Annotated in this window: 24 protein-coding genes and 1 pseudogene; 15 read left to right on the forward strand and 10 right to left on the reverse strand. The window is 58.9% G+C overall.

Annotated features, from left to right (window positions below; genetic code table 11):
- Positions 1-4: 4 nt before the first annotated feature.
- Complete coding sequence (locus LRR79_RS09930; RefSeq protein WP_231757061.1) at positions 5-1495, reverse strand: helicase HerA-like domain-containing protein; 1491 nt, start codon at positions 1493-1495, stop codon at positions 5-7.
- Between the two features lie 72 nt (positions 1496-1567).
- Positions 1568-2560, reverse strand: coding sequence for an AraC family transcriptional regulator (locus tag LRR79_RS09935; protein ID WP_231757062.1), 993 nt, complete (start codon positions 2558-2560; stop codon positions 1568-1570).
- A 158-nt stretch (positions 2561-2718) separates the two neighbouring features.
- On the opposite strand from LRR79_RS09935, the gene LRR79_RS09940 reads away from it, so the two are divergent.
- The 7 genes and pseudogenes from LRR79_RS09940 (at position 2719) to LRR79_RS09970 (ending at position 9670) form a co-directional block, all read left to right on the forward strand.
- Positions 2719-4065: a flavin-containing monooxygenase gene (locus LRR79_RS09940; RefSeq protein ID WP_231757063.1), complete on the forward strand. Its 1347-nt coding sequence runs from the start codon at positions 2719-2721 to the stop codon at positions 4063-4065.
- A 22-nt stretch (positions 4066-4087) separates the two neighbouring features.
- Positions 4088-5041: a bile acid:sodium symporter family protein gene (locus LRR79_RS09945; RefSeq protein WP_231757064.1), complete on the forward strand. Its 954-nt coding sequence runs from the start codon at positions 4088-4090 to the stop codon at positions 5039-5041.
- Between the two features lie 98 nt (positions 5042-5139).
- On the forward strand, positions 5140-6159 hold the full coding sequence (locus LRR79_RS09950) for an SDR family oxidoreductase (protein WP_231757065.1): 1020 nt from the start codon (positions 5140-5142) through the stop codon (positions 6157-6159).
- Positions 6156-7031, forward strand: a complete 876-nt coding sequence (locus tag LRR79_RS09955) for an SDR family NAD(P)-dependent oxidoreductase (RefSeq protein ID WP_231757066.1) — start codon at positions 6156-6158, stop codon at positions 7029-7031. The genes LRR79_RS09950 and LRR79_RS09955 overlap by 4 nt, the downstream gene beginning before the upstream one ends.
- A gap of 180 nt (positions 7032-7211) precedes the next feature.
- Positions 7212-8000: a TatD family hydrolase gene (locus tag LRR79_RS09960; RefSeq protein WP_231757067.1), complete on the forward strand. Its 789-nt coding sequence runs from the start codon at positions 7212-7214 to the stop codon at positions 7998-8000.
- A 6-nt stretch (positions 8001-8006) separates the two neighbouring features.
- A pseudogene (locus LRR79_RS09965) lies at positions 8007-9118 on the forward strand (aminotransferase class V-fold PLP-dependent enzyme); the annotation flags it as partial.
- A gap of 225 nt (positions 9119-9343) precedes the next feature.
- Complete coding sequence (locus LRR79_RS09970; RefSeq protein ID WP_231760013.1) at positions 9344-9670, forward strand: SufE family protein; 327 nt, start codon at positions 9344-9346, stop codon at positions 9668-9670.
- Between the two features lie 7 nt (positions 9671-9677).
- Here the strand turns inward: LRR79_RS09970 and tcdA are convergent, their stop codons facing one another.
- From tcdA to LRR79_RS09985, 3 genes are all read right to left on the reverse strand, one after another.
- Entirely contained in the window at positions 9678-10508 is an 831-nt protein-coding gene (gene tcdA, locus LRR79_RS09975; protein ID WP_231757068.1) for a tRNA cyclic N6-threonylcarbamoyladenosine(37) synthase TcdA, read from the reverse strand.
- 99 nt (positions 10509-10607) lie between these two features.
- On the reverse strand, positions 10608-11072 hold the full coding sequence (locus LRR79_RS09980; protein ID WP_231757069.1) for an FKBP-type peptidyl-prolyl cis-trans isomerase: 465 nt from the start codon (positions 11070-11072) through the stop codon (positions 10608-10610).
- Positions 11073-11244: 172 nt separating this feature from the next.
- A complete protein-coding gene (locus LRR79_RS09985) occupies positions 11245-11676 on the reverse strand; it encodes a hypothetical protein (protein ID WP_231757070.1) in 432 nt (143 codons plus the stop codon).
- A 436-nt stretch (positions 11677-12112) separates the two neighbouring features.
- On the opposite strand from LRR79_RS09985, the gene LRR79_RS09990 reads away from it, so the two are divergent.
- The 4 genes from LRR79_RS09990 to LRR79_RS10005 all read left to right on the forward strand — a co-directional run bounded on the left by LRR79_RS09990 (position 12113) and on the right by LRR79_RS10005 (position 16192).
- Entirely contained in the window at positions 12113-12550 is a 438-nt protein-coding gene (locus LRR79_RS09990; RefSeq protein WP_231757071.1) for an HIT family protein, read from the forward strand.
- Between the two features lie 114 nt (positions 12551-12664).
- Entirely contained in the window at positions 12665-13468 is an 804-nt protein-coding gene (locus tag LRR79_RS09995; RefSeq protein WP_231757072.1) for a GIN domain-containing protein, read from the forward strand.
- Between the two features lie 85 nt (positions 13469-13553).
- On the forward strand, positions 13554-14990 hold the full coding sequence (locus tag LRR79_RS10000; protein WP_231757073.1) for a YcjX family protein: 1437 nt from the start codon (positions 13554-13556) through the stop codon (positions 14988-14990).
- Positions 14987-16192, forward strand: coding sequence for a TIGR01620 family protein (locus LRR79_RS10005; protein ID WP_231757074.1), 1206 nt, complete (start codon positions 14987-14989; stop codon positions 16190-16192). The genes LRR79_RS10000 and LRR79_RS10005 overlap by 4 nt, the downstream gene beginning before the upstream one ends.
- A 34-nt stretch (positions 16193-16226) precedes the next feature.
- Here LRR79_RS10005 and LRR79_RS10010 read toward each other — a convergent pair whose 3' ends face one another.
- Positions 16227-16751: a hypothetical protein gene (locus tag LRR79_RS10010; RefSeq protein ID WP_231757075.1), complete on the reverse strand. Its 525-nt coding sequence runs from the start codon at positions 16749-16751 to the stop codon at positions 16227-16229.
- Between the two features lie 227 nt (positions 16752-16978).
- Here LRR79_RS10010 and gorA point away from each other — a divergent pair, with 227 nt between their 5' ends.
- Positions 16979-18340 carry a glutathione-disulfide reductase gene (gene gorA, locus LRR79_RS10015; RefSeq protein ID WP_231757076.1) on the forward strand — a complete coding sequence of 454 codons (1362 nt, stop codon included), beginning with the start codon at positions 16979-16981 and terminating at the stop codon, positions 18338-18340.
- A 143-nt stretch (positions 18341-18483) separates the two neighbouring features.
- On the opposite strand, the gene LRR79_RS10020 is transcribed toward gorA, so the two are convergent.
- Together LRR79_RS10020 and LRR79_RS10025 are read right to left on the reverse strand one after the other, a co-directional pair.
- Positions 18484-18840, reverse strand: a complete 357-nt coding sequence (locus tag LRR79_RS10020; protein ID WP_231757077.1) for an HPF/RaiA family ribosome-associated protein — start codon at positions 18838-18840, stop codon at positions 18484-18486.
- A gap of 16 nt (positions 18841-18856) precedes the next feature.
- The gene (locus tag LRR79_RS10025) at positions 18857-19168 is read right to left on the reverse strand and encodes a hypothetical protein (protein WP_231757078.1); all 312 of its coding nucleotides are present in this window, start codon (positions 19166-19168) and stop codon (positions 18857-18859) included.
- Positions 19169-19422: 254 nt separating this feature from the next.
- Here LRR79_RS10025 and LRR79_RS10030 point away from each other — a divergent pair, with 254 nt between their 5' ends.
- Positions 19423-20454: a hypothetical protein gene (locus LRR79_RS10030; protein WP_231757079.1), complete on the forward strand. Its 1032-nt coding sequence runs from the start codon at positions 19423-19425 to the stop codon at positions 20452-20454.
- Between the two features lie 71 nt (positions 20455-20525).
- On the opposite strand, the gene thpR is transcribed toward LRR79_RS10030, so the two are convergent.
- Positions 20526-21140, reverse strand: a complete 615-nt coding sequence (gene thpR, locus LRR79_RS10035; RefSeq protein ID WP_231757080.1) for an RNA 2',3'-cyclic phosphodiesterase — start codon at positions 21138-21140, stop codon at positions 20526-20528.
- A 202-nt stretch (positions 21141-21342) separates the two neighbouring features.
- On the opposite strand from thpR, the gene LRR79_RS10040 reads away from it, so the two are divergent.
- Positions 21343-21846: an Hsp20 family protein gene (locus LRR79_RS10040; protein ID WP_231757081.1), complete on the forward strand. Its 504-nt coding sequence runs from the start codon at positions 21343-21345 to the stop codon at positions 21844-21846.
- Positions 21847-21848: 2 nt separating this feature from the next.
- A complete protein-coding gene (locus tag LRR79_RS10045; protein WP_231757082.1) occupies positions 21849-22568 on the forward strand; it encodes a class I SAM-dependent methyltransferase in 720 nt (239 codons plus the stop codon).
- A 78-nt stretch (positions 22569-22646) separates the two neighbouring features.
- Here LRR79_RS10045 and LRR79_RS10050 read toward each other — a convergent pair whose 3' ends face one another.
- A complete protein-coding gene (locus LRR79_RS10050) occupies positions 22647-23633 on the reverse strand; it encodes a GlxA family transcriptional regulator (protein ID WP_231757083.1) in 987 nt (328 codons plus the stop codon).
- Positions 23634-23770 lie beyond the last annotated feature (137 nt).

Below are 23770 nucleotides of genomic sequence, written 5' to 3' on the forward strand. Positions count from 1 at the left end.
CGTATCAGCGCCGGCGTCCGGTCAGAGCGCCCATCAGTCCGCGCATTAACTCCCTGCCAAACTGTCGTCCAAAGCTGCTGGCCATCTGCTGAATACTCTTTTCCAGTGTGCTCCTGGAGGCCTGGCCGCTTCCGGTGGTTGCTGCGGGAGCGGTGTCCTTCGTGACCTGCAATTGCTCGCGCCGCTGCTGGAGCTGTTCGTAAGCGGATTCCCGATCCAGCTTTTTACCGTAGATTGTGCGCAAGGGGTCACTTTTCACTAAAGCTTTTTTCTCGTCGTCCGTGAGTGGCGCGAGCTGGCTCGCCGGTGGGTGAATCATCGCGCGCGCTACCGGCTGTGGAATGCCATCGGGGTCCAGCCCGGAAATAAGAGCCTCGCCGACGGCCAGTTCGCCGATGGCGCTGGCGGTATCGATAGCGGGGTTCTCGCGAAAGCTGCGCGCTGCGGCCTTGACCGCGCGCTGCTCATTTGGCGTGTAAGCGCGCAGTGCGTGCTGAATGCGGTTGCCAAGTTGCGCGAGAATGTCTTCTGGAATATCCAGCGGGTTTTGCGTCACAAACACAATGCCCACACCTTTGGAGCGGATGAGTTTCACGATCTGCTCCACCTGGTCGCACAGGGCTTTTGGCAGATCGTCGAACAGAAGGTGTGCCTCGTCAAAAAAAAGGACCAGGTGCAACTGACTGTCGCCGCTCTCGGGCAGGGTTTCGTACAACTCTGCCAGCAGCCACAGCAGCAGCGTGCCGTAGACGGCGGGCTGCATATCGCTGGCGTCCAGCAGATGGATGCGCCCGCCCTGGGTCAGATCATTGAGGTTCAGTGCGGGCTCGCCGAAGAGACTGGCGGCGCCTCGGGTGTCCGCTGACAATGGCTCCAGGGCCAGCATCTTGCGCTTGATGGCGCCGAGGCTCGCGGGAGAAATATTCCCGTATTCGGCGGTCAGCGCTTTGCGGTGCTGTTCCACATAATCCAGCAGCGCGGTCAGGTCTTTCCAGTCCAGTAACAGCAGTCCCTGCTGATCGGCCATGTGAAAAATGACCCGCAATAACCCCTGCTGGTTGTCATTCAACTGAAGCAGCCGGCCGAGCAGCTCCGGGCCCATTTCACTGGGAGTGGTGCGCAGAGGCAGGCCGCAGCGCCCCCACAGGGTCAACGGAAAGCCGGTGAAATAGCGCTCGTCGAGGGCGAACAGCGACAGGCGTTCCCGTACCTTCTGGTTGCCGCCACCGGGCGCCGCCAATCCACTGAGGTCGCCTTTGAGATCGGTGACCAGTGTCGCGATATTACGGCGGTTCAGCTGCTCGACCAGGTAGCGCAGGGTGACTGTTTTGCCGGTGCCGGTAGCACCGCAGATCAGTCCGTGTCGGTTCAACATCTGCGGCAGCAGAACCACCGGGGCATGGGCGGCGCCGGCCTCGGGCGGGAGTGTGGTCTGCCCGAGTACGATGGGTAGCCGGGAGGGCGGTTCGACGGTGGACGCGGACTGGACAGACATGCGCGGGTTCCTGAATGCAGTAGTTCGGGAAGTCTCCCTAACTGTAGCGTTCTCCCGCGGTGACGGTAGCGATCAGTCCTGCTGTGCCTTGAACCCTTTCGGGGACAGGCCGGTCCAGCGGCGAAACGCTTTGCCAAAGGCGCTTTCGTCGCAGTACCCGAGGGCCGCGGCAATATCCACGTTGGTCTTCTGGCCCTCGCGCAGCCACTGGCAGGCATAGTGACTGCGCACCTCGTCCTGTATCGCGCGGAAACTGGCGTTCTCTTCCAGCAGCTTGCGCCCGAGGTGTCTCGGGCTGATGCACAGACGGGCAGCGACCTGCTCGCGGCTGAGTTGCGGCTCCTGCTGTAGCAGGTGCGCCACCCGCAGTTGCAGGCTCTTGCTGGTCAGGGCCTTGAGCAGGGCATCTGCCTCGGGCTTGAGGCGCGCCATCACCTGGCGATCTGCGGCCACCAGCGGGGTTTCCAGATCCTGGGGGCGCAGGCGGATGGCCGAGACTTCCGCATTGAACTGTACCGGTGCCTGCAGCAGTTGCTGGTACTGCTGTTGTACCGCGAGAGAGGGGGTGGGGTAGGCGAACTGGACACTCTGGGGCTGGAATTCCCGCCCGGTCATGGCGCGGGCCTGGGCCAGGCAGATGGACAGCACCGTCTCGACCCGCAGTCGCGCGCAGCGCAGGTAATTGGGGCGATAGCAGAGTTCCACATAAAAACTGCTGCGGCGCAGCTCGAACTGGCCACCCTCTCCCAGCAGCGGGTGGTATATGAGAAGCTGATCAATGGCCGCACCCAAGTTTTTCTGGGTCATCAACAGGTAACCCACCAGCCCCATCTGGCTGCCTTGCATGGCCTGCCCCAGGCGGATACCCAGAAGTGGGTCCGGTATGGCTTCCTGTACCGCCAGCCAGATCTCTTCCTGGACCTCCATTGGCACGCGCTCTTCCTCGTCAATGGCGGCCAAGAGGGATTGGGCACTGTCAGGGAGTACCAGATCCAGGCGCCCGAGAGCGGCAATAATTGCGCGGGTATAGCTGAGTGTGACGGTTCGAGTATCAGTGGTGTTCAAATTCACTGTCCGAAATTAACCAGAGACTGCCCGATTATGACGACGGCCTCTCCGGATGTCACGTTATATTCAAAATCGACCCCAAACGGTATGTCTGAGAGTGCGGTGAAACGCGGAGCAGGCATCGTTGATGAACTGAAAAAACAGCGAGAAGAATAATGAAACCCTACGCGGTGATTGGCGCGGGCCCCATGGGTCTGTGTAGTGTACGGAATCTGGCAAAGCACGGCATCCCCTGTGTGGGATTTGAAATTCACAGCGATGTGGGTGGGCTGTGGGATATCGACAGCCCGACCAGCACCATGTATGAGTCGGCGCACCTGATTTCCTCCAAGCGCATGACCGAATTTGCCGAATTTCCCATGGGGGATGAAGTTGCTCTGTTCCCCCATCACAGTGAGCTGAAGCAGTATTTTCAGGAATATGCACGGGAATTCGATCTCTACCGCCATTACGAATTTGATACCGAGGTTGTCCACTGCGAGCGGGTCGATGGCGACTGGCATATCACAACGCGCTGCAAAGGCGAGGAGCAGACCCGGGTATTCGGCGGCTTGTTGATTGCGAACGGCACCCTGCACCATCCCAACAAGCCGCAACTGCCCGGTGAATTTGCCGGCGAACTGCTGCATTCCTCGGATTACCGGGATCCGGCTATTTTCGATGGCAAACGCGTGCTGCTGGTGGGGTGCGGCAACAGCGGCGCGGATATCGCAGTGGATGCAGCGCATCGCGCCCGCAGTGTGGACATCAGCCTGCGTCGCGGCTACTACTTCCTGCCCAAGTTTATTGGCGGCAAGGCGACGGACGCGGTGGGTGGCAAGATCAAACTGCCGCGCTTTATCCAGCAGAAAATCAGCGCGGCTCTGTCAAAGTTCATGCTGGGTACACCGGAGCAATACGGCCTGCCCAAGCCGGACTACAAGATGTTTGAGTCCCATCCGGTGATCAATTCCCTGATTCTGCACCATATTGGCCACGGGGATATCAAGGCCCGCAAGGACATCGCACAGGTGGACGGTCACCGCGTGACCTTCGCTGACGGCAGCAATGGCGAATACGATATGATCCTGCTGGCAACCGGCTACAAACTGCATTACCCGTTTATCGATCGCGCGCGCCTGAACTGGGAGTCCTACGCGCCGCGGCTCTATCTGAATGTATTCCACCCGGAGTATGACAACCTGTTCCTGATGGGCATGGTGGAAGCGGCCGGACTCGGATGGGAGGGGCGCAATCGCCAGGCGGAAATGGTGGCGCTGTACATCCGCCAGCTGTCGGAAGGCGCGGAATCCGCGCGCAAACTCCAGGCGATCAAGCGGGCCCGGGCAGGCAGCCGGGCCGATGGCGGGATGAATTATCTGAATCTGGAGCGCATGGCCTACTACGTGCACAAGGATACCTACCTGAAAGCACTGGCTGGTCACACCAGGGACTTGCTGAAGGGGTATGAGTTTGCGGATACTGATCATTTTGTAGCCAGTCCCGCTGCGGCGACCCGCTGAGGTCGCCAGGACCATGAATGAAATGAACCCCGTAATCTCGTCCTCGCTGGAGACTTTTCAGATGTCGCCAGCGGCGCTGCTCGCGCTCAACGCGATTCTCGCGTTTATGATGTTCGGCGTTTCTCTCGGGCTGCGCAGTGCGGACTTTCGCCGGGTACTGCGTCGGCCAGTGGCTCCGATCACCGGACTGGTCGCGCAGTTTCTGTTGTTGCCAGCGATGACCTGTGCCGCGACCTGGGCTCTGGATATCAGCCCGGGACTGGCGCTGGGCATGATCCTGGTGTCCTGCTGCCCCGGCGGTACTTTCTCCAATGTGATGACCTGGATTGGGCGCGCCAATGTAGCCACCTCGGTGAGCATGACCGCCATTTCCAGTCTCGCTGCCGTGGTGATGACGCCATTCAATTTTGCCCTCTATGGCAGTCTCAACCCGAACACCCGCGATCTGCTGCAGGCCATTGCGCTGCCGGCGGAAAACATGGTGCTCATTGTGGTGATGGTACTGGCAGTGCCTATGGTGCTGGGGATGCTCGCCGGCGCGCGCTTCCCGCATTTTGCCCAGCGCAGTGAGCGCTACTTCCGCACGGCCTCACTGCTGGTATTTCTGCTGTTTGTGGTGATCTCTTTCAGCAAACACTGGCAGACCGCGATACAGATTGCCGGCTCCGTTCTGGTTCTGGTTGTCGCACACAATGCGCTGGCCTTCCTGATCGGAGACCTTTCCAGCCGGGCGGCTCGCCTGCCGGTCGGGGACCGGCGCGCGGTCACCATGGAAGTGGGTATCCAGAACTCCGGATTGGCGCTGGCCATCCTGTTCACCTTCTACCCCCAGGCGGGAGAGATGCTGGTTATCGCCGGCTTCTGGGGCGTGTGGCATCTGGTGTCCGGGCTTTGTGTGGCGGGCTATTGGAACTATTCCAGCAACCGCTGCCCGACGCCCGGATTCAACGGCGCGGGGAGCGATTCGGTCGGGTAGACCAGCCACAGACATCGAATCATAAAAACGCATACAAATAACAATATCGTTTCGGCGGCGACCACCGGTCGCGGCCCCGGGGAAAATAAGAGTGAACAATGACTGATAAGCGGGTATTGATTACCGGTGCTGCCGGCTACGTGGGCTGCTTACTGGGGGAATCTCTGAGTAAACAGATGTCCGTCATGGGTATTGACATCGTGCCGCGGGAAGCGGCATTTCCGATTCGTGAAATGGACATCTGTGACGCGCGCCTGGCGGAACTGCTGCGCGCGGAGCGCATTACACATGTGGTGCATCTGGCTTCTGTGGTGTCGCCCGGGCGCGACCGCGCGCGGGAGTACAGGATTGACGTGGAGGGCACGCGCAACGTGCTGGAGGCCTGTGTCAAGGCTGGTGTTTCCCACCTCACGCTCACCAGCAGCGGTGCGGCCTATGGTTATCACGCCGACAACCCTGCCTGGCTGCAGGAGAGCGATCCGCTGCGGGGCAATCCGGAATTTGCCTATTCCGATCACAAACGGCTGGTTGAGGAGATGCTCGCGGAGTATCGCCTGCAGCACCCGCAGCTCAAGCAGTTGATTTTTCGTCCCTGTTCCATTGTCGGTGCAACGACCAACAGCAAAATCAGCGCGTTGTTTTCCGGTCGCGGCATCCTCGACCCCGGAGCCCATAATTCACCGTTTGTCTTTGTGTGGGATCAGGACGTGATCGGCGCGATTGAATACGGCGTGACACGTAGTGCCAGTGGGATTTTCAATCTGGCCGGCGACGATGCACTTACCCCGAAGGAGATTGCGCGGCTGTTGCATAAGCCTCTGCGGTGCCCGCCGGTTTGGCTGTTGAAGGCGATCCTGTCTTTCTGTTTCACATTGCGCCTGGGGAGTGTGCAGCCGGCTCAAGTGATGTTTCTGCAGTATCGGCCGGTTCTGCTAAACCACCGGCTGAAAACCGAGTTGGGCTATCAACCGCAAAAAACTTCGGCTGAGGCCTTTGCCTTTTTTGCAAAAAATGCACTGGGTATCCCGGTGGATGCGAGAGAGGCCCGCGTCACCCGGTTTGAGGGGGTAGTGTCGGGCGCGCAGCGACAACAACAACCGCAGGGAGAGGCCGCATGAGTTTTTTACGTGGCAAGCGGGTGAACCGCGAACAGGTGGCAGTAGTGACCGGTGCCGCAGGCGGACTTGGATGGGCCATGGTGCAGCAGCTCGCGGCGCGGGCCCAGCAGAGTGCGACGTCTCTGCGTCTGGTGCTGGTGGATATGAACAGCGATGCGCTGCAGCATCGGGCGGCAGAACTGACCCAGCCTTTGGTCTCGGTGGATGTGCACGTGGCCGACCTTTCTGCGGAAGATTCGGTGGCGGGACTTTGCCGCGCGCTGTGTAATGCCCACCCTCAGATTGATCTGCTGATCAATAATGCGGGAATCACCCACCGCAGTCTCTCCACCCAGACCACCAACGCGGTGATCCGCCGGGTGATGGCGGTGGACTATCACGCGCCGGTGGAACTTGCGCAAGGACTGCTCGCACCGATGCGTGCTGCCGGTGGGTGCGTGGTGAATATCAGCTCCATGGCGGGCTGGATGCCGGTGCTGGGACGCGCCGGATACTGTGCTGCCAAAAGCGCTTTGCATCAGTACTTTGAAACTTTCCGTGAGGAAGTCCGGGACGACGGTATCTCTGTGTTGATGGTGTACCCCAGTTTTGTTGCCACCAATATTGACGCCAATGCGCTGTCTGGGGACGGTGGTCGCGCGCAGCACGCGCAAAGCACGGTGGGCCAGGTGCGCACTGCCGACTGGATGGCAGCGCGTATTGTGAACGCGGTGGCGGCAGGCAAAGAGCGTCTGTTCCCGTGGGACAAAACCCTGCTCGGTGCCTATCTGTATAAACTGGCGCCGCGACTTTTCCTGCGGCAGATGGTGAAAAACTTTCGTGTGGAGCTGGAAGAGGGGCGCAAGTTGGCGCGCCAGTCCAGTATCAGCTGAAGCGCGCAGACGCTTTTCCCGGGTGCCGCCGGAGCGCGCTTCCTGCACGCGGCACTCTCCCTGTCATACTGTCATACCGCCTTCCCCCACTGAGCGCGTCGCTTTTCCGGCGCGCCCGACCTACAATTCACGCCCTGTACATCTCGAATCCGCTTCACCTGAGATTCCCGGGGAGTTTTGATGGCGCTGATCGATAGCCATTGCCACTTTGATTTCGATTCCTTCTCTGCCGATCGCGGGCAGGTCTGGGCGCGCTGCCAGGGGCTGGGTATGCAGGGGTTGATCATACCCGGCGTGAGTATTCCCCAGTGGCGCCACCTGTTCGCACTCGTGCAGTCTGAGCCCGGCTGGTTCGGGGCCGTGGGGGTGCACCCGTGGTGGGTGGCAGACCTTGCCCTGGGGGCGGCCGAGGTCGGGCGCGCGGTGGTCGAGCGTGTCCAGCACGAACGCAAACGGGGTGGGCAGCACTGTGTTGCGATCGGTGAATGCGGTCTCGATGCCAATATCGAAACACCTCTGGAGGCACAGATTCCGGTATTCGAGGCGCAGCTGCAGGCTGCGCAGACATTGTCGCTGCCGGTGATCGTTCACTGTGTGCGGTGCCACAGCGAGGTCCTGAAAGCGCTGAAAAGTATTTGCCCGGAAAAAGGCGGGGTGATTCACGCATTTTCCGGCAGCCGGGAAATAGCCGAGGAATATATCAGGCTCGGATTTTCTCTCGGTGTTGGTGGCACCATTACCTATGAACGGGCGGCGAAAACCCGCGCAACCCTCAGCGATGTGCCCCTGGAAAAACTGCTACTGGAATCCGATGCACCGGATATGCCCCACGCGGGGCGCCAGGGTGAGAGAAACAGCCCGGAATACCTGCCGGCGGTAGCGCAAACCCTGGCGGAATTGCGCGGGGTGCCCGTTGAAACCGTGATTGCTCAGACTGGAAATAATGCCCGGGTACTCTTTGGGCTCTAATTGACAATGCATTTTTCTCCCGAATACTTCAAAACACACTTCCCGCTCTTCGCTCAGCAGGAAAACCGGGAGCTGGTTTACCTGGACAATGCGGCGACCACGCACAAGCCCGCATGTGTGATTGACGCGCTGCGCGATTTTTATCTCCACAGTAATGCCAATACGCACCGTTCCAGCCACCGGCTCGCGCGTCGCGCAACCGAAATGGTGGAAGGGGTACGCCGCGCCGCAGCCGGGTTCCTCAATGCCCGGTCCCCGCGCGAGATTATTTTTACCCGCGGAGCCACCGAAGGCCTGAATCTGCTCGCCAACAGTCTGTGCGGCACCCTGCAGGCGGGGATGAGGTCGTTCTGTCTACCGCAGAGCACCACGCTAACCTGGTGCCCTGGCAAATGATGGCTGAACGCTATGGGCTGACGTTGCGTTTTGTGCCCGACGCCCGGGGTATTCCCCAGTTCGACCGTATTGGTGAGGTACTGTCGTCGCGAACAAAGATTGTATCGGTGACGGCCGGCTCCAATGCTTTGGGCTTCCGTACGGATCTGGCGGCACTGCGCGCGTCACTGGGCGACCGGAACCTGTACTGGGTACTCGACGGCGCGCAACTGGCGGCACATGACCCAGTGGATGTGGCAGCCATCGGTTGTGACTTTTTCGTGTGTTCTGCGCACAAGTTTTACGGCCCTACGGGGATTGGCCTGGTTTTTGGTAAAGAGGAACATTTGCGATCGATGCCCCCCTGGCAGGGCGGAGGCGAAATGATTGCGGATGTGGACCTGCTGTCCAGCGCGTACGCGGAATTGCCGCACAAGTTCGAGGCGGGCACCTCATCCCTCGCAGGCATCGCGGGTCTTGGCGCCTGTCTCGAATTTATCGCTCGTCAGGATCGCGTCGCCATGGCCCGGCACGAGCAACAGATGCAGCAGTATCTCCACGAAAAACTGTCGCAGATTAGTGAACTTCATTTATTGAGCAATCCGCAACACAACCTCGGTATTGTCAGTTTTACCCATCCCCGATGCGCCGCGATTGACCTGGCGCAGTGGCTGGACGGACGGGATATCGCGGTGCGGGTCGGGCACCATTGCGCGCAACCCCTTTTACGTGCCGCCGGACATACCGCAATCTTGCGTGCGTCATTGGCCGCCTATAACACCCGTGCGGACTTGGATCGTTTTGTGGCGGCGGTCGAGGAGTTTTTACGACAGCTGGACTCGGATACCGATCCGGAACCGGGAATGGCTGACATGACGCATGGCCTCTGGCAGCCGGACTACCTATCGACGCTGGATCTCGCTACGCTGCGCAATCAAAAAAATTGGCAGGATCGCTATCGCACCCTGATGGGGTGGGCCAAGGTGATAACCCGCAAGGATGCGATTCGTACTGCGGAAAACCTGGTGCAGGGCTGTGAGTCCAGTGCCTGGCTGGTGCATCGTCAGCAAGGCGACCGACACTATTTTGCTGTGGATAGCGATAGCCGCATCGTCAAAGGGCTGGGGGCGCTGCTGTTGTCGCAGTTGGACGGATGCCAGTCCGATGAGGTAAGCGTCGAACAACTGCAGGCGCTGTTTGATGACCTGGGACTGGCACAGCAGCTCAGTGAGTCCCGGGCAAACGGGTTCCGTGCATTGCTACAGCGCGCTTTCAGCCTGATGAATACGCGCTGACGGCATTTCAGGTCCGCTTGCGGGTGCGCTGCAGTATGCGCTCAACGGCTTTTGCTGCGGCAACAAATCCGAAGGTACCGGTGACCATGGTGGCGGCGCCGAAGCCGCCGCTGCAATCCAGCTTGACCCCATTCTGCATGCTACTTTTCTGTTGGCATACCTGGCCATCGGGCTGCGGGTAGACCATGGGCTCGCGGGAATAAATGGCATCCACACCAAACTGTCGCTTGCTGGATTTCTGAAAGTTGTGAAAGCGGTACAGGTGCTGGCGGACTTTTGCCAGCATCGGGTCGCTGACTGTGCGCCCGAGATCCGCACAGGTGATCTGGGTGGGATCCTGTTTGCCGCCGGCAGAGCCTACGGTAATCAGTCTCAGTTTGCGCGCCTTGCAATAGGCGATCAGTGCAGCCTTGACCCGCGCATTGTCGAACGCGTCGATCACCAGATCGATGGACTCCCGCTGCGGTGCCAGTAGCTCGGCGAAGTTGTCGCTGGCGATGAAGTCCTCGACGGTTGCGACCCGAATTTCCGGGTTGATCTCCCGCAGACGTTCCGCCATCGCCGTCACCTTGATTTCCCCCACACTCTGCTCCAGCGCGTGTATCTGCCGGTTGGTATTGGTGATGCAAATATCATCGAGATCGATCAGGGTGATTTTGCCGATACCACTGCGCGCCAGTGCTTCCGCCGTCCAGCTGCCGACACCGCCAATTCCAATGACCACCGTGTGCGCGGCGTGAAGGAGCGGCAGAGCGTCGGCGCCATACAGTCGTGCAATACCGCCAAATCGTTGCAGGTAGGCGTCACTCAGGTTCTTGTGGGGCAGAGAGTCGGGCATAGGGGTCCGGTACCACTTACTATTGGGCTGAATAATAAACCGAAGGGGGAGGGTAGAAGACGCAGGGCGGAGGGACCGCCCTGCGGGGAGAGTTTCGAGTCAGTGCACGTGGCCGTGGTCGATCTCTTCCGGAGTTGCTTCGCGTACCGAGACCACTTCGATGTCGAAGTGCAGCTCAACGCCTGCCAGCGGGTGGTTGCCGTTGATGGTTACCTGGTCACCGTCGATATCGATGATTTCGACTTCGATCGGTTGACCCTCGGTACTCTGGGCACGGAAGGCCATGCCTACTTTCAGCTCTTCCACACCGCCAAATGCGCTTTTCGGCAGGGTCTGGATCAGCTCCGGGTTCTGGGGGCCGTAGCCATTTTCAGGCTCTACCACGACCTTGAACTTGTCGCCGGCACTCTTGTCGAGCATTTCCTGCTCCAGCCCGGGGATGATATTTCCTACGCCCTGCAGGTATTTCAGCGGCTGGCCACCTTCGGATGTGTCGATCACGGTACCTTCGGCATCTTTCAGGGTGTAGTTGATCTCCACAACGCTGTGGTTAGCAATTTTCATTGGCAATCTCTTGTATCTTGAGCGTGAGTTGTAGCGCTTACCGCTTACAGTAGGAAAAGCAAACGGGGATATAGGCTGTGTGAGAGTGCATTGTATGGGGCGGCCCCGGCGGTCGCAACCGAGGCCGATGCGGGAGGCGAAGCGCCGCGGTCAGATGGCGCGCAACCGATGCTCAGCAGGCGATGGACAGCGGGGTTTCGCTCTGGTCATACAGGTCGGTCACGGTGCGTACCAGTTGTCCGCCGAAGGAAGGGGAAAAGCCAAGCTCCAGCAGGCGCGCTTCAAAATACTCCATCAGACCCTCAAACAGAGCGGGGTTGAGTCCGCGGGCGAGGAAGCTGGCGCGGGCGCTGTGCACTGGCTCCGCCTGCTCCGCCAGGGCGTGGCTGATAAACTGTGCCTGACGGGTGGTCTGTTTGCCGTGCTCGGATGTGTCTTCACTGGACAGATATTTACCGATCGCCTGGTAAAACTCAGTGACAAGCTGATCGACAAACACGCGGCCGCCGATGATGTCGAGCAGGGTGCATTCCCCCGGAGTCTGGATCGCGCTGTGCTGGGAGCACGATCGGAGTGCTGGTACGGCTGATACAACCTTTGGCATGAATGAAATCCCCCTGTGAGACGGTCAAACTGAAAGTAAGTTGGCGCCCTTTTTCCTGTAAGTAGTTGCTTTTTTGGCAATTGCGTTTGCGGTATTCACCGTTTTTGCTGAGGTCTGGGCTGCCGGCTTCGATATGGGCGGCAAGAGTACGGGATGGAAATACCACTGCCAACAAAACGGCAAGAAATTGTCACACTTCTCCACGGGTGTTTCAGGGCCCGTTTAATTGGGCGCAACGTCGCGGCGCAGTATGCTTCAGAAGCCTATTTTTACAGCGTTTTCTGGCGGCTGCCGAGTTGTCCGTTAGCTCTTGGGAGCCATGTGCATTGTGTGGCCGTTCTGTCGCCGGCATGCTGAGGAGGTGACACGGCAAACGCCACTGGTAAACTGCCCGTCGAACCAATGCAACAGCAGATTCAGCAAAGCAGGGCACCCAATGGCAAGTATTTTTACCCAAATCATCAATGGCGACCTTCCTGGGCATTTCGTCTGGCGAGACGAGGTGGCGGTGGCAATCATGACCATTGCGCCCATAAAACCGGGCCACTGCCTGGTGATTCCGGTGGAGGAGATTGATCACTGGGACGATCTACCGGCGGAAACCAGCGCGCACCTGATGCAGGTGGCAAGCAGGGTGGCGAAGGCTCAGAAGCGCGTGTACAGCCCAAAGCGCGTTGGGGTCATGGTGGCAGGCCTGGAAGTGCCGCATACCCACTATCACCTGGTGCCCATCAATGAAATCCCCGACCTGGATTTCGCGCTGCAGCAGCAGGCGGAACCGGAGGTCCTGGCGGCCGAAGCGGCGAAGATCCGTCAGGCGCTGGTCGATCTCGGCTACCGCCACAGTACAGATCCGTCGTGCACAGACAAATAGCCACCCACTGCATCCGAACCGGCGCGCGGGAGCGTCCTACAGGCAGTGAACGGAAATGGCAGCCCACGCGGGTGCCGTCGGGTAAATCAGTTAATGACTACAGGTAATCGGGCCATGGGTTCCAGATCTTCATTTTTTGCTCGTTTTTTGACCTTTGTGGTGCTGGCGCCACTACTGCTGCTGGGGGCTGCCGGCAGCCGCGCGCAAGACAGTCGCAGCTTCGATGCGGAGGGCTTTTCCGCCATTGTCCTGAAAGGCGGCTCGACGCTGGAAGTGGTACAGGGGGCGTCCTTCTCGGTAACCGCACACGGACAGAAAGAAGACCTGCAATACGCTCGGACGGAGGTCAGCGGAGACACGCTGTCGCTGTCGGTAGAATCGGACCGCAAGAGTTTGTTTGGGGTGGTAACCGTAAGCAGCGAACCGGAAATCGACTTCAAGGTCACTCTGCCGGCGATAAAGGCCCTTCGCGTTACCGGTTCCGGTAAGGCTTCTGCGGGAACCCTCGAGAGTGCGGAACTGGATCTGCGCGTGACCGGGTCCGGCGTGATGCATGTGGCGAAAGTGGCGGCAGAGTCGCTCAGTGCTCAGGTGACCGGTTCCGGTGACCTGATTCTCGGTACTATTCTGGCTGTGCAGGGGGACACCGGCGTGACCGGCTCTGGGGACGTCCGTATGGACAACTTTATTGGCGAGACCCTGAGCGCACAGATCAAGGGCTCCGGTGATATGGTGATCGGCGGCAAGGTGGCTGACCTGAAAATCACCGTGATGGGTTCCGGCGACTTTGTTGGCCGCAACCTGCAGGCGACCAATGCCGGCGGTGCGGTAATGGGGTCGGGGGACATCGTTCTGAAGCGTCCCGCCAGTGACAATTTCTCGGTGATGGGCTCTGGCGACATTGCCCTGGTCGAGTAAGCCGCCGGCGTTTGACCGCGGTGGTTGCAGCCTCAGGTGCCGCATCCGGGCCGCGTGTCGCGGCACCACTGTACATGGAGTTTGAGTGAGTTCTGAAAATCGTGGCCATACCGGCAGTGGCCGCTTGCGCGGCCTGAAAAAGCAACTGCGCCACCTTGGAAAAGAGGCGCTGGATAAATCCCACTGGGCGGCCGAGCGCCTTCTCGACAAGCGCCTGTGTATCGGGATTACCGGTCTCAGTGGTGCCGGTAAATCCACGCTGATCACTAGTCTTGTCTATCAGCTGAGTCATCCGGACAGAGCCCAATTGCCGGGCTTTGCGCCGGCCCTCAATGGCCGCCTGATCGGCGCCGACCTGCATCCCGCCGTCGATTCCGGTCTGCCACTATTCGAATATCAGCGCTGCATCGAGGCGTTAACCGCCAATCCGCCGCGCTGGCCGGAATCCACCCGCGACCTCTCCGCCCTGGAACTGCACCTCCACCTGCAAAGCCGACGCTTCGGCCGCAAATATCGCCAGAAGCTGATTCTCGAGTTTCGCGATTATCCGGGCGAATGGTTGATGGACCTGCCTCTGCTGCGGTTGGATTTCGCCACCTGGTGCCGACACCAGCGGGATTTGCTGGCTGGTGAAACCCGGCGGGCTTTGGCGCCGGCATTGCTGGCGCGCCTGGAGAACCTCAACCCGGAAGCGACGGCAGACCCCCGGGAGCTGGATAGCCTGTGGCAGGATTATCGTCAGTTTCTGCGCGATTGCCGCGGCAGTGCCCGGCTCAGCTATCTGCAACCGGGCCGGGCGCTACTCGATAACGACGAATACGGCTTCTTCCCGCTGACGGCCCTGGCGCATCAGAGTGCCGCAGAGCTGGCGGCGCTACCGGAAGATAGTGTGTATCGGGTTCTGGAAGCGCGCTATCGGGAGTATGTTGAAACCCTGGTGAGCCCATTTGTCGAAAGTCACTTCCGGCACCTGGACCGCCAGCTGGTCCTGGTGGATCTTATCGGGACGTTATTCGCCGGCGAAGAAGCGCTGGAAGATATGCGCATGGCGTTTGGGCATATTGCCGACACCTTTCGCTATGGCAGCAACGGGTTGCTGCGCAAACTGTGGCGTCCTCGGATCGACCGACTGGTATTTGCTGCCACCAAGGTCGATCAGGTGCTGGCGGCGGATCACGACGCCCTGCGGCAGTTGCTGGGACAGCAGTTACAGCAGGTATTTTCCGGTGCGCGCCATCGCGGGTTACCGCTGTACTGCGAAGCCATTGCCGCGGTGCGCTGCTCGAATGAGAGTGTGCGCGATGGTCGGCGTATGCTGGTGGGGCACGGGATGGATGGCCGCTATCTCGGGTTTGAAAACGCGGAAATCCTCGCCCATCTACCGCAGGAGGGGGACTGGCAGCATTACAATGGGGGCCTGCCGCCGCAATTGCGGCCACCGGTAGGTATCGGCAGTGAGGGCTATATGCCCCATATACGCATTGATGCGTTACTGAACCTGTTGCTGGGGGATAAGGTGTGACGGATTTGCCTGACAATAACGCCGTCCCGGGCGGCAAGCCGCCCGGTGGGCTGGGGGCGCCGCGGCGTCAGACCCGAATTGAAAACCTCGACGCGGAAGAGCCGGCACCTCGCGAACGGGCCGCGACACGGGTGGAATCCCTGGCGGAGGAACCCGAGCAGCTGCCGCGCTCAATAACCACCGGTGAATCATTGCCGAATACGGTCTCATTTTCCGAGCTCCGGCTACCGGTATACCGCCTGCGCCTGTGGAAGCCGGCATTACTGGCCGCTCTGGCACTGACATTTGGCGCCGTGTTCTGGGAGTTGCGTCAGTTTTTCTACTGGGCGGCAGATATGCACTGGAGCCTTGGGCTTTTGGCCGGGGTCATTATTGGTGCGCTGGTGCTCACCATGGCCAGCGCCGTGTGGGAATATTTCCGCGCTGGTAAGCCGTTGCGCAAGTTGCAGAAAACCCAGCAGCTGGCGGCGCAGGTGCGTGATAGTCGTGCCACGGACGCGGTTGAGCCACTCAATCAGCAGTTGCGAGCACTCTTCGACGGCAAACCCCAGGGGGCGTTACTCGCCAGAGTGCAGGAGGAAACTCCGGATTATTACGATAACAGTGAGCTTCTCAAGCATCTGGAGCTCAACTTTTTTGAAGCGCTGGATCAGGAAGCCCTGCGGCGTATAGTGCGCCACGCCACCACCACCGGTGCCCTTGTGGGCCTGAGCCCATTTACGACCCTGGACGTCCTGGTCGCCCTGCGCCAGTCCATGCGCATGATCGACGATGTTGCACAGATCTACGGTGTACGACCATCGGTGGTGGTGCGCTGGCGCCTGTTCAAAAAGATCCTGGCACTGGTGGCGTACAGTGGAGCAAGCGAATATGCCGTAAGCGAGCTGTGGCCGGAACTCGTGGGCGACAGCATGCTCAGCACCGTCTCTGCCCGGTTGGGTCAGGGTATGGGAGCCAGTCTGTTCATGGCGCGTATTGGTCTCGCCGCAGTGCACAGTTGCCGGCCGATTCCGTTTTCTGAAAAGCAGCGGCCCAAGCTTGGCGCGCTTGCACGCAGAATTGCTGCCAGCCTCAAAGAGCGTCTGTTGGGGCGTGATCAGGAGCATTGGCCGGAGATGACCGCGAGCGAGGCCGCAAAGGGAAGGGAGGCTGGCGCGGCGGTTCCGCGGCCAGGCAGTGAGAAGGAAGGCCGGGAACGGTAGTACTCGAAGCTCTACCGCCCCGGTCAGACGGTGATTACTGGAACTGCTTCTTCATCAGAATACGCGTGTGGTGCTGATCCATCAGCTCGGCGAGCGTCTCGTAACGACTTTTGATAAACGGGTGCGGATTGTTCGCACCGGACTCATCCGGATACTCGACGCCTTCGCGGACCAACTGGAGTTCCTTGGCAAGGGCATCAATCGCGGCAAAGATGTCCTTGGTGTTCTTTTCATCGTGGAACACGTGAACGCTGGCGGTATCCTTGAGGTAGGCGTCGCATTCTGACAGCCATTCCGAACGCTGCTTCAGGAAATTGATGGTATTGCGGATACCACCTTTATATTCCGGTTTGAAGTTCTCATTGACGTATTTACCCAGGCTGCGCATCCCGGAATCGACGAATTGCTCTACCAGCCCATCGCAATAGCTCTCGGTGAGGTATGACGGATGGGCATTGGCCGCGGCGTTACCGGAGGACAACAGAATGCCGAGTGTCATGGCGGCAGTCAGCGCCTGAGTTACTTTCCGGCGCAGGTTCGGCAGGGTGGATGGGTGCAAGTGTGTTGTTTTTCGATATGGTGTTTTCATTTTCGAGTGCCTTGCTGTTGTTTTCGCTATCAGGCTTGTTATTGTGATAAACATCACATAAGTATCTAAACGCCAGTCTTATGTCAACGGCTTTTAAGTTCGAAATGTCACTTATGTGCCAATTGCGGAACCAGTCCGCGTTTCCCCTGGCCAATTAGTGGTGAGATAGGTAGTTTTTTCGGCAAAAGGAGTGAATTTTGTCTGAATTTGATTTTGATCTTTTCGTGATTGGCGCCGGCTCGGGCGGCGTGCGTGCGGCGCGCATGGCCGCGGCATCGGGCATGCGCGTGGCAGTTGCGGAAGATCGTTATATGGGCGGAACCTGCGTCAACGTCGGTTGTGTGCCAAAGAAACTGTTCGTCTATGCGAGCAGCTATCGCGAGGCTTTTGAAGATGCCGAAGCCTATGGCTGGCAGGGACAGGCGAGCGCCGAGTTTGACTGGCCCACTCTGCGTGACAACAACGCCAAAGAGGTGACGCGTCTCAATGGTATCTATCGAAATCTGCTGGGGACCGCGGGTGTGACCATTATTGATGGGCGCGCAAAGCTGAGTGGCAGACATCAGGTCACCGTCGGCGAAACCGAGTATTCGGCACAGCGCATTCTGATCGCAACCGGTGGCTGGCCGTTTGTGCCGGAGCTTCCGGGTTCTGAATATGCGATTACCACCAACGAGGTATTTTCCCTGGAGGTCTTTCCAAAGCGGGTGCTGATTGTGGGCGGTGGTTATATTGCTGTCGAGTTTGCCGGGATATTTGCCGGGCTCGGTGCGGAAACACATCTTTCCTATCGCCGGGATCTGTTTCTGCGGGGGTTCGATAACGATGTGCGTCGTTTCGTCCGCGATGAAATGGCGAAAAAGTCCGTACAGCTGCACTTTCAGCACCAGGTCTCATCCATCGAGAAATGCACCGATGGCAGCCTGCGGGTAACTGACAGCGACGGAAAGGTGCTGGAAGTGGACGCGGTGCTGTATGCCACTGGCCGTAAACCCAACACGGCCGGTCTCGGTCTGGAGAAGCTTGGGGTGGTGGTGCACAAAGATGGCACCATTGGTGTTGACGACAACTTCCGCAGCAGTGTGACTTCAATCTACGCTCTGGGAGACGTGACAGGGGGCCCGGAACTGACGCCTGTGGCGCTGGCGGAAGCGATGGCACTGGTAAAACATTGGCAGAGCGGTAAGACCGCGGAAATCGACTACAACAACATCCCGACCGCAGTCTTCTGTCAGCCCAACATTGGTACCGTCGGGTTGACCGAAGAAGAGGCTCGCCAGGCTGGGATCCCGGTGCAGGTGTTTCGCTCCGATTTTCGCGCCATGCGCCATTCCGTCAGCGGGCGCGATGAGCGCACACTGATGAAACTGATCGTGGATCGCGATAGTGACCTGGTAGTCGGGGCGCACATGGTGGGGCCCGACGCCGGGGAGATCATCCAGGGGCTGGCGGTGGCCATGAAAGCAGGAGCGACCAAGGCGATCTTTGACCAGACCATCGGTATCCATCCGACCGCAGCTGAAGAGTTTGTGACAATGCGGACCCCGGTGGCAGAGTGAAGTAAGCGATCGGGTGGCGCAAACGTAAAAGGCGGGGAGTTACCCCGCCTTTTCTGGTTGTATTCAGCAGGAGACATTCAGGTCCACTGCGCGAAAAATTCTGATGTATCGATCGGTCTGGGCTCGCTCGGGTAGCGGCGACGCTACTCCTCGGTGACAGCCTCTACCTGCGGCATCTGATGTCGACGGGTTTTGCGGCGGTCGCCGCGCTCTTTCAGGCAGCGCTCGGCGGAACTGAAGGCACCATTGACGGCTCGGTGAATGGAGTCGCTCTCGTTGGTAATGGTGACGGGATTGCCGCTAACAGCGAGCTCAACGGAAGCTTTGTACTGCTTTCCTTTGTGCTTGTGTTGATGGGGGGCTTCGAGGACCACACGGCTTCGTATGATATCGCCACAATAACGTTCCAGCTTGTCCAGCTTTCTGGATACTGTGTCCGCGAGGGCGGCAGATTTGTCGATGTCGCGAAACACAATGTTATCGTAAGGCGCAGATTTCATGGGCACATACCTCCGGTTATAAAGGATCCATGCAGGCCGCGATGCGCGGTTTGCTGAAAGAAGGTAGGGCGCCCTGTAGGGAGAAAATGACAGGGTTGAAAATTTGGTCACCAGAGGTCGCGGTTTGGTGGCTGTGCGTGCAGCCGGTATAAAGTTTTGCGCTCGGGCCGGTCTTCAACCAGGTCAGGATTAACTCCCTGTGATCCATAATGCGATTCTCAGAAAAAAAATCAAGCATCAAAATCAATAAAATGTCATAAAAATTTGCTAGTCCCGGGGGAACTTTTTCAGCTCTCAGAAACTGCGAATTGCAGCACAGGTCACCCATTGCCCTGCATTCTTGTTGGCATGGTCATTGCTGCGTAAAAGTGGCTGGGGTAAATTTGTCGTGTACATGAGAAAATGTGCGTGAGCGTGGCTATCGGCCTGCTGAACTCCCGGATTTGGGCGTTTTGGGGGGTGGCTCGCTCAATTTTCATACTGCCGGCGCCGATTAGTGGTGGCCCGGCACATCAAGAGCGCCTGCAGAAAGGTATTCCGCGGTGTTCTCTCGAAGTAAAAATCAAACAATGGATTTTGACAATGGTGGTAAACCGTGGCCGCTCGCTGTTGATTGCGGGCCTATTGGGGGTGATTGGCTGGAATTCGGCGCTGCAGGCAGCATCTTCGCTGACCGCGGAGCAGAACAGGCTTGCGCGTATGGAGCAGGTTCAGGAAAACCGGCTGGTCGAGTTGGAAGATATTGAGAACGAAATGCTGGCTTACGAGTACAAGCTGCAACGTGCTCAAGAGTCGCTCAGCAAGGCGCGGGAAAACTATCAGCAGAGCCTGGTGGAATTGAAGACCGCAGAGCGGGAGCACAAGGGTGCACCCAGCACGGATACCGAGCGCGCTCTGCATAAAGCGCGCCATGCCCATGATATGGCCGAGCGCGGGGTTGATAGCCGCAATCGCCGGGTGGAGATCATTCAGTCCAACTTCGCCGAGCTGGAACAGCGACTGAAAGATTCGCGGGAATCGGTGGCCGCGGGCAAGGCGCGTCTGGCCAGTCAGCAAACACTGGTGGACTCCCTGGTGAACGCGATGCTGTCGGAAGCCAACACCAAAGCCCAGGCGAAAAAAGTCGAGCAGGCGAAGAGTGCCTCGCCGGCGGTTGCCATGTCACAACCGGAAATCCCCGAGCCGACTCTGGCTTCCCTGGCTCCGGCTGAAGAGGCGGCGCCTGCCGCTGCGGAAGCGGCCATGGCGCAAGAGCCTGTGCGCGAGATTGACCCCGAATTACTGGAGTATGTGCGCGGAGAGCGCGAGCGCCTGGAAAAGTTGCTGGGTGAGCTCGAGGAGGGGGAAGAGGGTAAGCATACTTTCCGTAACCTGACCCTCAGACCCTCCGGTGAGGACGCTATCGAGTTCGAGTTTCTTGGTCAGAACCAGTACAAGCTGATTGCGCCGGTCAGTTCCGGGCGGCAAACCTACAAGATCAATTCCTGGCGCTTCCGCCGCACCATCCCGTCGGATGATGATGGTGAGCGCTATGTCTTTATCTTCGATGCCCGTCGCCTGTCGCGCCCGCGTCTGGTGATGTACCCAGAGTATGTTCTGTCCCATCTGGACTGATGAGTCAATTGACTGCTCCTGAATGGAGCAGCTCCGACAGCCCGCCTGGCCTGGCCGCCAGGCGGGTTTTTTTATGCCTGCGAATCCGCCTCGGAATTTTCTGCCCCGCACAGTGGTAGTGTCAGCAGTGACCGGTATTGACTGCCTTCGGGCGCAAGGAGACTCTGGTAGAGGGTGAGGTTGTCGAGTATGCAGGTGAAATCCGCGGGGATGGGTGCGGGTCGGGAAAACCCGCTGCGGCTGCGCGCTAGGGTGAAGTGTGGGCGAAAGGTCTTGCGCTCCGGTGCTTTGCCGATGGCGTGCATGAGTGCCTGACACGCCCGGTGCAACCTCGTCAGCGCCGGAGAAGGCAGCAATTCTGCGGCAAACATTGCGGCACGGGCCCGCGGAAAAGGGTGGGCGCTGACAATTTTGCCACAGAGAGGCGGTGACCCACTGGCGATACCTGCCAGAGACTGCTCGATCGTTTCCAGGTGGTCCGGATCCGTTTCACCGAGGAAGGCCAGGGTGAGGTGCCGATTGGTGTGGCTGATCCAGCGAACTTTCTTTGGCAGTCCGCGCTGCCCCGCTTCGCAACAGATCCCGTCGAGAAAATGCTGTGTGTCTGCATCTGGTGCGATACCGATAAACAGCCGGATGAGACTGGTGTCCTGAGGCCTTTGCTGAGGGCGCGAAGTTTTTTGCATTTTTTTTTGATGTTGATCTTGAAGGCGGATCACCCGGCCCTATATCTATGGGTAAGGGAGCAGGCTCGACAGAGGTGTTCCCGGAATGCCGGATACCCCCGATATTGGGGAGTAGTACCGGAAAGCAACCGCCCGGTACGGAAGCTGTGCTTCACAAGGTACGGGCACCTTTTAAATATTGCTCTGAATTGAGGATATGACAATGCGTAATATCGATTTTTCTCCGCTTTACCGTTCTGCAATCGGGTTTGATCGTCTGGCCAGTCTGCTGGACTCCATGAATAGTGCCGATCAGAATCAGCCCGCATACCCCCCTTACAATATTGAATTGACCGGGGAAGATGCCTATCGAATTTCCATGGCGGTCGCCGGGTTTGATCAGTCAGAGCTGGATATTCAGGTGGAACAGAACCGTCTGACCGTCAGTGGTAAAAAGCCCGCCGACGAAAACCAGCGCAATTTCCTGCACCGCGGCATTGCGGCGCGCAATTTTGAGCGGCGCTTCCAGTTGGCGGACCACGTGAAAGTCGTGGATGCTCAGCTTTCCAATGGCCTTCTGCACATTGAACTGGTGCGCGAAATCCCGGAAGCCATGAAACCGCGGAAAATTGAAATCTCCAGCGGAAAGCTGCTCCAGTCCAGCACATCGGCTCCCAAAGCTGTGACCAGTGATGGCGAGCAGGATAAGGGTGAGCAAGCCGCCTGATCGTGACGTCACAAAAATCCAGCCTGGATCGGCAGACCGTATCATCCGTCTGCCCACTGTGCCGCCTTCGGGCGGCACAGCCGTTTCTGTACCACCGGGATCGCCGCAACAAAAAACGTCGCACTGTCGAAGACGCCGCTTTGCGTTCCTACTATCAGTGTTCAGCATGTGCGTTGGTGTATGTGCCTGAGCAATTCCATCTTTCCGCTGGGCAAGAGAAAGCCTATTACGACCTGCACGAAAACAGTCTGCAGGATGCCGGCTATCGGAAGTTCCTGAGTCGATGTGCCGAGCCGTTAGTCGCTGCTCTGCCTGCGGGAGCGGAAGGGCTGGATTTTGGTTGCGGCCCGGCTCCCCTGCTGGCACAGCTACTTGAGCAAGCCGGCCACAAAATGGCGATCTACGATCTGTACTATCAACCAGATGCGGCGGTGCTGAAGCGGACGTTCGATTTCATTGTCAGTACCGAGGTTGTGGAGCATCTGAGTGCCCCCGGTGATGTGATCGAGATGTTGTGGCAGCGGGTCCGGTGTGGGGGAGTGCTCGCATTGATGACCAAGCTGGTAGCGTCCCGCGAGCGCTTCGCCAGCTGGCACTACATTCGCGATCCTACCCATATCGTATTTTTCAGCGAAGAAACCTTTTCCTGGCTGGCAGCCCATCTGGGGGCAGAGCTCGAAATTGTCGCGCCCGATGTGATTTTTCTGCACCGGCCAGATTGATCGGGGTTGAATGTCTGGCTTTTCGAGTCGCGCGAGCCTCTCGCATTTCAGGGAGCGTCCGAACTCTGCCCCCGTCGCTCAGGTGTTTACCCGAAACAGTTTCGCGCGTACGGTTGTACGGTACTCGCTTGGGGTAGTGGAGAGGAATTTTTTGAACAGCGCAGTGAAATGGCCCATGTCCTGATAGCCGACTTTTTCCGCGATTTCGTTGACCGACAGATTGCTCGACTGCAGTAATTCTCTCGCCATATCCACGCGCACGTTCTGCAGATATTGCAGGGGTGTCTGACCGGTTGCCAGTTTGAAGCGTCGGTTGAACGAGCGCACACTCATATCGAAGGTCTTGGCGACTTCACTCAGTTTTACATCTTCACTGCAACGCTGCTTCAGCCACGTTTGCGCCTGAACGATATCCTCGTCCGGGTGCAGGTGCACAGCACCCTCCGAGTAGGCGATTTCCTCGAACGGCCGGCGGATTTCATGGGAGAAATTGCGCTCCACATGGCTCGCGACAGAGGGGCCGTATAGCTGGCGGATCAGGTGTACGGTTACATCCGCCAGTGCGTTAACACTGGCGGCACAGAACAGCTTGTCGGCCTGGGTAATAAAATACTGGCGTTTGAGTTTGACATCCGGGTAGTCGGCAGCGAAGCGATCGAAATAATGCCAGTGCGTGGTCGCGGGTTTGCCATCCAGCAGGCCGGCTTCCGCGAGAAAGCATACGCCGGTGCCCACCGCACTGATCGCGGCGCCTTTGCTGGCCTGATCGCTCAGCCAGTCCAGCAGGGGTTGACTGCGCTTGAGTGCCGGGCGCGGATTCCGCCACAGTGCGGGCAGATAGATAATATCGCTGTCCGGCACCTGGGCGAGGGCCATGTCCGGCGCCAGGTTGAAGCCCGAACGTGACCTGACCGGCTTGCCATCGACACTGGCGCTAATCAGCTTCAGGGGAGTGGATTTTCCCTCCGCCCGAGCCCGGCTCTCTGCCCCTCGCAGCATTTCCAGGGGCAGCATGGTGCCGGTGGATAGCATCTGGTCGATCAACAGGAAGGTGACGGTGGGCATCGGGTAACTCTCTGGGGTAACGCTCTAGGATAGTGCGGTTCGGAGCCGGCCGGTTCGGAAGCCCGGCATTGTTGCTCGGATGCCAGCGTGTTCAGCGCTGTTCGCCGCAAAATCCTCACAGTCATCCGGGCCTGTGC

Origin of the sequence: Microbulbifer elongatus, from assembly GCF_021165935.1 — a bacterium.
Taxonomy (GTDB): Bacteria; Pseudomonadota; Gammaproteobacteria; order Pseudomonadales; family Cellvibrionaceae; genus Microbulbifer; species Microbulbifer elongatus.